This is a genomic window from Leptolyngbya sp. FACHB-711 (assembly GCF_014695615.1).
Taxonomy (GTDB): domain Bacteria; phylum Cyanobacteriota; class Cyanobacteriia; order Elainellales; family Elainellaceae; genus Leptolyngbya_A.
Map to the genome: position 1 here is coordinate 1 of NZ_JACJOR010000064.1, position 8,883 is coordinate 8,883.

The 8,883-nt window shown below is 52.4% G+C and carries 9 protein-coding genes; 6 read left to right on the plus strand and 3 right to left on the minus strand.

Features of this window, described 5'->3' with window-relative positions; genetic code table 11:
- Positions 1-255: 255 nt before the first annotated feature.
- The 6 genes from ftsY (at position 256) to H6F80_RS01465 (ending at position 6,506) form a co-directional block, all read left to right on the plus strand.
- Positions 256-1,974: a signal recognition particle-docking protein FtsY gene (gene ftsY, locus H6F80_RS01440; RefSeq protein WP_190789841.1), complete on the plus strand. Its 1,719-nt coding sequence runs from the start codon at positions 256-258 to the stop codon at positions 1,972-1,974.
- A 75-nt stretch (positions 1,975-2,049) separates the two neighbouring features.
- Positions 2,050-2,424 (plus strand): DUF7980 family protein, encoded by a 375-nt coding sequence (locus tag H6F80_RS01445; protein WP_190789842.1) that lies wholly within the window; start codon positions 2,050-2,052, stop codon positions 2,422-2,424.
- An 81-nt stretch (positions 2,425-2,505) separates the two neighbouring features.
- A complete protein-coding gene (locus H6F80_RS01450) occupies positions 2,506-3,117 on the plus strand; it encodes a chorismate lyase (RefSeq protein ID WP_190789843.1) in 612 nt (203 codons plus the stop codon).
- A gap of 117 nt (positions 3,118-3,234) precedes the next feature.
- Positions 3,235-4,080 carry a 5'/3'-nucleotidase SurE gene (gene surE, locus H6F80_RS01455; protein ID WP_190789844.1) on the plus strand — a complete coding sequence of 282 codons (846 nt, stop codon included), beginning with the start codon at positions 3,235-3,237 and terminating at the stop codon, positions 4,078-4,080.
- Between the two features lie 418 nt (positions 4,081-4,498).
- On the plus strand, positions 4,499-5,413 hold the full coding sequence (locus H6F80_RS01460; RefSeq protein WP_190789845.1) for an MBL fold metallo-hydrolase: 915 nt from the start codon (positions 4,499-4,501) through the stop codon (positions 5,411-5,413).
- Between the two features lie 100 nt (positions 5,414-5,513).
- On the plus strand, positions 5,514-6,506 hold the full coding sequence (locus tag H6F80_RS01465; protein WP_190789846.1) for a bifunctional riboflavin kinase/FAD synthetase: 993 nt from the start codon (positions 5,514-5,516) through the stop codon (positions 6,504-6,506).
- Between the two features lie 34 nt (positions 6,507-6,540).
- Here the strand turns inward: H6F80_RS01465 and H6F80_RS01470 are convergent, their stop codons facing one another.
- From H6F80_RS01470 to H6F80_RS01480, 3 genes are all read right to left on the minus strand, one after another.
- Positions 6,541-6,930: a DUF4359 domain-containing protein gene (locus H6F80_RS01470; protein ID WP_190789847.1), complete on the minus strand. Its 390-nt coding sequence runs from the start codon at positions 6,928-6,930 to the stop codon at positions 6,541-6,543.
- 171 nt (positions 6,931-7,101) lie between these two features.
- Positions 7,102-8,343: a bifunctional ornithine acetyltransferase/N-acetylglutamate synthase gene (gene argJ, locus H6F80_RS01475; protein ID WP_190789848.1), complete on the minus strand. Its 1,242-nt coding sequence runs from the start codon at positions 8,341-8,343 to the stop codon at positions 7,102-7,104.
- Between the two features lie 264 nt (positions 8,344-8,607).
- On the minus strand, positions 8,608-8,883 hold a 276-nt coding region (locus H6F80_RS01480), incomplete at its 5' end, for a peptidylprolyl isomerase (RefSeq protein ID WP_190789849.1).

Below are 8,883 nucleotides of genomic sequence, written 5' to 3' on the forward strand. Positions count from 1 at the left end.
AGAAGTGGTATGTTGCCCCCTCTGTTTCCCTTTCTGGCTCCCAACTTTAGGGACTTTGAGCACTAGTAAGGAGAACTCGGTTCCCCGCAAAATTGGGAAGCGAGGGGGCGGTTTGGGTTACACAATCACTTTTCAAGTATCCTTCAGGCAAAGACGGGATCAGTCAAGCCGCAAACATGAGCAGCGTGACTTCGAGCAATAATTAAAGAACTGTCTTTGTCCCTTTCAATCCTTTGGGTAGCAGGTTCACCGAATATGGCTCCTTTTAATTGGTTTAACCGCCAGCACAGCGAAGAATCAACCACCGAAACGGAAACAGCGCAGGTCGCGCAGCCCTCGGCTGAACCTTCTGTTTCTGCTGAACCAGCGGCAGAAAGTGCAACCCAGCCAGAAGTGGCTCAAGACTATTTGACCTGGGCAAAGTCAGCCTACGAGAATATTCGCAAGCGGCAACAGGAGGAAACACCAGACCAGGCCTCTGACGCGCAAACGTCTGATCATCAAACTCCGACTACACAGACTCTGGAATCAACAGAAGCTGCTCCTGCCGAGGCCTCTCCTGTAGCAGCAGGAACTGTAGCAGAAGGGATAGACGCAACACCAAAAATCGAGTCTGCTCAGGTTTTGGCTTCGGAAACTTCTACAGACGAGGCTTTAACAGCAGAGGCTCCTGGTGAGCCGATTGCTTCGCAGTTCCCCGAAGGGGTAATCGCTTTGCAGTTCTCCGAAGAGGGAATCACCGAAACTACTCCAACGATTGGCTCTGAAACTTCATCCCCCTTGACTCCTGAAGCGGTCGCCCCGTCCCCTGCCACCGCTTTTTGGGCACAGGCAGAAGCCGATCGCCTTGCCCGATTAGAAAGATTGCGCCAGGAGGCGATCGAGCAGGAAGAGGCAGAGGCTCAGCTTGAGGCAGTTCCCAGTGCAGTACCCGCGTCTACTGAACCTGTAATTGATCCGGGGTTTGTGCTGGATGAAGGATTCCTCTGGTCGGCGGAAGTGCTGGCAGCTCAAGGGCGACGGGCAGAAGATGTTTCCCTGGAAGAGATTACCTGGCTGAAGCGATTGCGGCAGGGACTCGACAAAACTAGACGTAGCTTGGTCAATCAGCTTCGCTCGATCGTCGGTCAGGGTCCGCTGAATCAGGATGCTGTTACTGAAATCGAATCGCTGCTGCTGCAAGCAGATGTGGGCATTGAGGCAACCGACTATATTGTTGAAGCCCTGCAAGCCAAACTGCGGGAAGAGGCATTGCCCCCTAATGAGGCGATCGCCTATCTAAAGCAAATCCTGCGGGAAATGCTCGATCGCCCTCTTCAGCAGTCCCATAACGTCAATTTCTCACCCGAAAAAGACAAGCTGAATATCTGGCTCATGACGGGCGTGAACGGCGCAGGTAAAACGACAACGATTGGAAAACTAGCGCACCTGGGCACAAAGTCTGGCTATCGCTGCCTCATTGCCGCTGCTGATACCTTCCGAGCCGCCGCCGTGCAGCAAGTTAAAGCCTGGGGCGATCGAAGCAAGGTGGAAGTGGTGGCAAATCCGGGCAAAAACACTGACCCCGCTGCCGTTGTTTTTGATGCGATTACCGCCGCGCAGTCGCGTAACACAGAATTGCTGCTAGTCGATACCGCAGGCAGACTGCAAAACAAAAAGAACCTGATGGATGAACTAAGCAAAATTCGCCGCATTATCGACAAAAAAGCTCCTGATGCTCACATCGAATCGCTGCTCGTTCTGGATGCCACGCTAGGACAAAATGGGCTGCGTCAGGCAGAAGTCTTTTCAGAAGCCGCAAAGCTCAGCGGTGTAGTGCTCACAAAGCTCGACGGCACAGCACGAGGCGGCATTGCACTGGCGATCGTGCAGCAGCTTGGTTTACCCATTCGCTTTATCGGTGCAGGTGAAGGCATCGAAGATTTGCGTCCTTTCTCCAGCTATGAGTTTGTTGAGGCATTGCTGAGTGGCTAGGTTGAGCAGTTAGGACGATGACGCAGTGGTTGGCTCAAAACAGACCTCCTCAATTTCATCAATTAATAGCAATCAATGCTGAATCTGCTCAAGAAACTGCGAGGTGGCGCAATAGTAGGGATTGGCTATATGCTTTCCCCGCTCTCCTGGTGGAACGATGTATTCTTTAATCTGCCAATTGCGCTTGCATTTGGCTACGTGATCGCCTGGATCCACTCAGGCTGGTTCTTAGCGGGAACGATCGTTGGTTATTGGCTTTCCAACGTCCTCGGCATTCTCATGATGCAGTTTGGCGCGATGGAGGTGTTCCTGACAGAAGAGAAAAGAAATATCAAACGGGACTTACTCATTGGGGTTGGCGGTTCTACGCTTAACACCGTTGTTATTGCGCTCCTCGTTTACTTTCGTATTTTGCAGGTGCCCGATTTCATCGCGAACTTGCAGCTATAAGCGGTTGGAGGCAGTTCCACCTGTGCGGGTTTCCCAGATTCGTACTATGATCGAGGGAGAAATTGAAGTTTTGTAAAGCAATTGACTCCAGCCATCCGACCCACCCAGGGCATTGCCGCCCCTACTGAATGGTATTCCCTCAACCCGCTTTGGCAGGGAAATGAGGCGATCGTACAGCGAGGACTGCCCCACCCTCAGCTTGCCCCCGCCTGGCAGGTGATTCTGCTGGGAGACGGTTCGCCTACCCGCTATCTTCAGCTTCTGACAGGTGAACCTACTGAAGTCGATGTGATCGATATGTCGCTTGTCAACAGTGATTTGGACGGCGCACCCGATGTGATTCAGGCAGTTCCCGCGCCCTGGCTGCGACGACAGGTTTGGCTGCGAACTGCTTCCGGGCAGCGGCTTGCCTATGCTGCATCTTGGTGGGAAGCCAGCCACGTAGACGAATATCTGCAAAATCGATCGCTCCCGGTCTGGGCAAACCTGGCAAAGCTGCGAACTGAGCTTTATCGCGATATTCAGGGAATTGAATACGGCTCTTCTGCTCCCTTAGAACAGGCATTTGGTCAGGCGGGTCCGTTTTGGGGGCGGTACTACCTGTTCTGGCATCACGGGCGACCCATAACTTTAATCTACGAAGTCTTCTCGCCCTACCTGGAGAAATATTTGGGACCGACTCGCGGCAGCTAGCGGTAGGAACAGAGTTCCGGTCAGAAATAATTCCAGCTCTGTTCACTCGATCGCTCAACTCTCTAAACTAGATCTGGAGTTAACCGCAGCACTGAATGCTGTCTGACTGAGACTGGCATGAAGCTTTTAATTAGCAACGACGACGGTGTTTTCTCGCTGGGAATTCGCACGCTGGCAAACACCCTGGCAGCGGCCGGACATGAAATAACCGTTGTTTCGCCCGATCGAGAGCGATCGGCAACCGGACACGGGCTTACCCTCCACCAACCCATTCGAGCAGAACGAGTCGAAAGTGGGTTTCATCCTTCGATCGCTGCCTGGGCTTGCTCTGGCACGCCTTCGGACTGCGTAAAGCTGGCACTAGGAGCACTGCTGGATAATCCACCTGAAATGGTACTGTCTGGCATTAATCACGGGTCTAATCTAGGCACAGACGTGCTGTATTCTGGAACCGTTTCTGCCGCGATGGAAGGTGTAATCGAGGGAATTCCCAGCGTTGCGTTTAGCCTCACGAGCTTTACCGTAAAAGACTTTCAGCCCGCCGCCGACTTTGCTCAAACCCTGGTCAGTCTGCTGGAAAAACAGCCGTTGCCCCACCTGATGTTGCTGAATGTCAACGTACCTGCGGTTCCGGCTGAGAAAATTGCGGGCGTTGCCGTGACTCGTCAGGGAGTGCGTCGCTATGTGGATCAGTTTGAGAAGCGGGTAGACCCACGCGGCAAAACCTATTACTGGCTTGCGGGTGAGCTGCTGGAAGATGTTGATGAAACGGAGCTAGCGGCGATCGAGCTGGCAAAGCTAGAGGCATTCGGCTCTAACTTAGATTGGTATCATCAAACCTTAACGGACGTGGAGGCAATTCGGCACAACTGCATCACCGTGACGCCCCTGCAATACAACTTGACCTGTGCTTCAGGATTAGTCAACCTGCGCGATTGGCATCTCAACTTCCCTCCGTCATAACGCTTAACCCTCACATTTTTCGTTGCCCTGAAGGCGATTTACCGAACCGGAGCAGTCTAAAAAATCTATAAAAGATTGCAAAATGAAAGGGATCACAGACTAGACTAGAGCAAAGTGCAGATTTTGCCCAAGAATTTCTCAGTAGTCAAGTGTTTTGATCGGCGTTTTACGACCTCGTTCTGGGCAGACTAACGCTGATGGACAGACTGAAGTGATGGGCAGACTAAAGTAAGGGTGCTGTACCAGCAAAAACGAATCCTGTTGATGACACTGAACAGCACGATATACCGGGTTCGCCTAATTGACGGCTAGGATGAAGTAGTTGGGATGAGAAGTGGCGGTCGACCCTCACCGTGATTGTCAATCGATTCGGCAGGGATGAACTTACTGAGGCTCGTGAAATCTGGCACAAAAACGCATGACTAACAGTTCACATCGATTTACAGTCCGCTTCTGGGGTGTGAGAGGAAGCATTGCTTGTCCAGGGTCTGGAACCGTTCGCTATGGTGGCAATACTTCCTGCGTCGAGATGCGAGTGGGCGATAATTTGCTAATCTTCGATGGCGGAACGGGTCTTCGGGTATTAGGACAAGCCCTGTTGCCAGAAATGCCGATCGCTGCCCATCTGTTTTTCACTCATTCCCATTGGGATCACATTCAGGGCTTTCCCTTTTTTGTGCCTGCTTTTGTCAAGGGCAACCGCTTTCACATCTATGGAGCGATCGCGCCTAACGGCTCCACCATCGAACAGCGACTCACCGATCAAATGCTCCATCCCAACTTTCCTGTACCGCTTCAGGTGATGGGGGCTGATCTCAAGTTTCACGATCTGGAAGTGGGCGATTCAGTTGCGTTAGAGAATATTATGGTTGAAACTGCCCTGCTCAACCATCCCGGAGAAGCGATTGGCTATCGAGTGAACTGGCAAAACTACGCCGTTGCTTACATTACTGACACTGAGCATTTTCCCGATCGAATGGATGAACACGTGCTGCACCTGGCACGCGAAGCAGATTTGCTGATTTATGATGCAACTTACACCGATGAGGAATACCACCATCCGCGGTCGGGCAAAGTAGGTTGGGGACACTCCACCTGGCAAGAAGCGGTCAAAATCGCTAAAGCAGCCTCCGTCAAAAAACTAGTGATTTTCCATCACGATCCGCTGCACGATGATAATTTTATGGATCAAGTGCGCGAAGACACCGCCCGACAGTTCCCCAACAGCATTGTTGCCTGGGAAGGGTTGACGATCGATCTGGTAAATCAGCTCACTGCCCCTGCCTATCACTCCTTTGCTGATCAATATTCAGAAGCAGAAGTATCCGCTTGAGCCGATCGACGTTTGGTTTTCTGATTCATTTGTTGTCGTAACGCTAACGCGATCGACGTTTAGTTTTCTGTGATTGCCAGATTGTGTCAAAATGTAAAGCGTGTGGATTACTTCTTCTTTAACAACCGCTAAAACTCCAACTCGTGTTGCTTTAGGAAACTTTGACGGCATTCACCGGGGGCATCAGAAGGTGATTGAGCCAGTTCTAGGGCACACAATTTCTGATGGCGTTGATCGAGGTAGTGATTCGTCAGATTCCTATCGGTTCCTCTTGGAAGAACAGTCCGCATCCGTAGAGCAACCCAAACCGCTCCCTACGGTTGTCACGTTTCACCCGCATCCGCGCCAGTTTTTTACCGGTACATCTCGCCCTCTCCTCACTCCCCTAGAAGAAAAAACTCAGGCTTTGCGGTCGCTTGGGGTGAAGCAGCTTGTTTTACTGCCGTTTAATGAGGCGTTATCCAGTTTAACCCCAGACGCTTTTGTCAGAATAATTCTGGTTGAGTCGCTGCAAGCACAGCAGGTTAGTGTCGGACAGAATTTCTGTTTTGGTTCTAAACGTGCCGGAACGGCGATCGATCTTCAGAGCATTGCCGCCCAGTTTGGGATTCCGGTTGAGATCGTGCCGCTTTATTGCAACGATGACGAACGGATTAGCAGTTCTGCGATTCGGGAAGCCCTCACGGCAGGAGATCCACAAAAAGCGAATCGATTGCTTGGCAGACCCTATAAGTTGATGGGGCAGGTCGTGCAGGGACAGCAGCTTGGACGGACGATCGGCTTTCCGACTGCAAACTTGCAGGTTCCAGATGACAAATTTATTCCCTGTCGGGGCGTTTACAGCGTCTGGGTTTCTGGAGTGACTGTTCAGCCAATTCGCGGCGTGATGAATATTGGTCATCGTCCTACCGTGTCGGGGCAGCAGCAGACGATCGAGGTGCATATACTCAGCTGGTCAGGGGATTTATACGGCAAGACGTTGACCGTTGCCCTCGATCGATTCCTCCGTCCTGAGCAAAAATTCGCCTCGCTTGAAGACTTGAAGGCGCAAATTCAGCAGGACTGTTTGGCGGCGCAGGTTGCAGTGGCCTAGTGAGCCGATGAGTGGTGAAAGTTTGATTGAATTCCTATTGAAGCGGGAAGAAGTTGCCTAGAACGCCGACCGTTTTAACCGTTCGTCCCGGAAACTTTGTGGTGTAGGTGCTAAATAGAAGGAAATTTTGGTGTTCGGTAATGCCGTTAATAAAGTTCTGGAGCGGTTCCTTGCCGAAATTAGTCCCCGTTTCTACTGTCCCTCGACAAACTTCTTGCATGGAGCTTGTGATTGATCGTGCCCAGCCAGGAAGTTGAGGCGATCGGCAGATGGCTTCGGTGGCTGTCTCAGCAAATCGGACAGAGGCATAGTCTACATAGGTGGGCTTCTCAGGATTGGTGACGAAGAATCCCCCTGCAATCACAAGCAGCGCAATTAAACCGTTTTTCACACGATAACCTCCGTCGATTCGATCCTGGTCCATCATGAACGATCGAGAATTTGCCGGACAAGAGGGTTGAACCGGGCGGAGAACTTACTTCACATCAGGCAATCGCTCAATTCATCTCACCTTAACAAAGCAGCAACGCCTGAAGCGAAGTTATCCAGGTTTGGAAACTCGATCGCTTCAAGACGCCCCTACTTTCCTACTCCCCTAAGTCGTGTACTCCGCATTAATCTTCACATAGTCATAGCTCAAGTCACAGCCCCAAGCAACGCCCGACCCCTGACCCTCTCCGACACTGACCGAGACTAACACGGTATCGCCTTTCAAATATTCTCCCTGAGCCGCCTGCTTCATATAAGCACTGGCAGCAGGACGATCGAACGGCAAAGGCTGACCCTGATCCATCAGCAAAAAGTTGCCTAACTGCACCCGCAAATCACCCTGCTCAAAAGGAACACCTGCCCGTCCTGCTGCCGCCGCAATTCTCCCCCAGTTCGGATCGCGCCCAAAGACTGCTGACTTGAACAGGGAAGACCCGGCGATCGTTCGTGCAATCAGGCGAGCAGACTCATCATCAGTCGCTCCGGAGACGCGCACTTCAAGCAGGCAGGTCGCGCCCTCACCATCGCGAGCGATCGACTTTGCCAGGCGAATGCAAACTTCAGTCAAAGCAGCTTCTAGTTTGTCTGCATCGGCTCCCGGCTCGGTAATGGCAGGTGTGCGGGATGCACCATTTGCCAGGGCAATGAGGCAATCATTCGTACTGGTGTCGCCGTCTACCGTGATCTGGTTAAAGCTTTTGTCAGCAGCACGGCTGACCATCTGCTGCCAGAGATGGGGGGAGATTGCTGCATCGCAGGTGACAAACGCCAGCAGTGTTGCCATATTGGGGTGAATCATGCCCGACCCTTTACAGATGCCGCCAATTCTGACCGGACGGTGCTCCAAAGTGGTTTCTAAGGCGATCGATTTTGTCACCAGATCCGTTGTGACGATCGCCCGTGCTGCGGCATCAGACCCCGTTTCGCTAGCCGCCTCGACTAGTTTGGGAATGCCTGCCCGCAGTGCATCCATCTTAATTCGCTGACCGATCACGCCCGTTGAAGCCACCAGCACCAGATCGGACGCAATATTCAGCGACTGAGCTAGCAGCATTGCACTTTCCTGAGCATCAAGCCAGCCCTGAGTTCCCGTTGCCGCGTTTGCCTGACCGGCATTACACAGAATCGCCCGCGCCACAGGTTTCGTCTGAAGCTGTTGACGGCAGAAATCAACCGGAGCAGCACGGACTTGACTGGTGGTGAACACACCCGCGGCGATCGCGTCCACCTCAGACAAAATCAATGCCAAATCCGGTGCGCCTGAAGGCTTTAGCCCAGCGACAATTCCTGCTGCCCGGAAGCCCTTTGGTGCAGTCACGCCACCCTCAATCTCATGCCAATCTGCCATGCTCAACTTCCCTTTGCTCTGCCTTTGCTCGACCTGGCCTCAGGAAAAAAGCGCAATCCGACGCGTAGCCCTAAAACGCACTTCGATTTCGCTCTGTTCCCAAAGCTACCTGTCCCTGATGGTTGACCTGCTAGCCAGGATGCATCAATCCCATAGATGCAGTGGGGCGATCGTCTTCTATCGGCCTTGATTGATCGAGGCTTGTTTTCCTGATAGAAGGCGATCGTCCCCGTTTAGTCCCAGCTTTATTCAACGCTTCGATCGTTACGGCTCGATCTTGACCGAACGAATCTTGTCGCCCTGCCGAATGGCATTGACCACATCCATATTCTCCGTTTTGCCAAAAACCGTATGCACTCCGTCCAGGTGCGGCTGCGGCGAATGGCAGATAAAGAACTGGCTGCCCCCGGTGTCACGTCCGGCATGAGCCATCGATAGGCTGCCTGCAAGATGCTTATTGGGGTTGATTTCACACTTGATTTGATAGCCAGGACCACCACGACCATCCCCTTTCGGACAGCCCCCCTGAATCATAAAGTC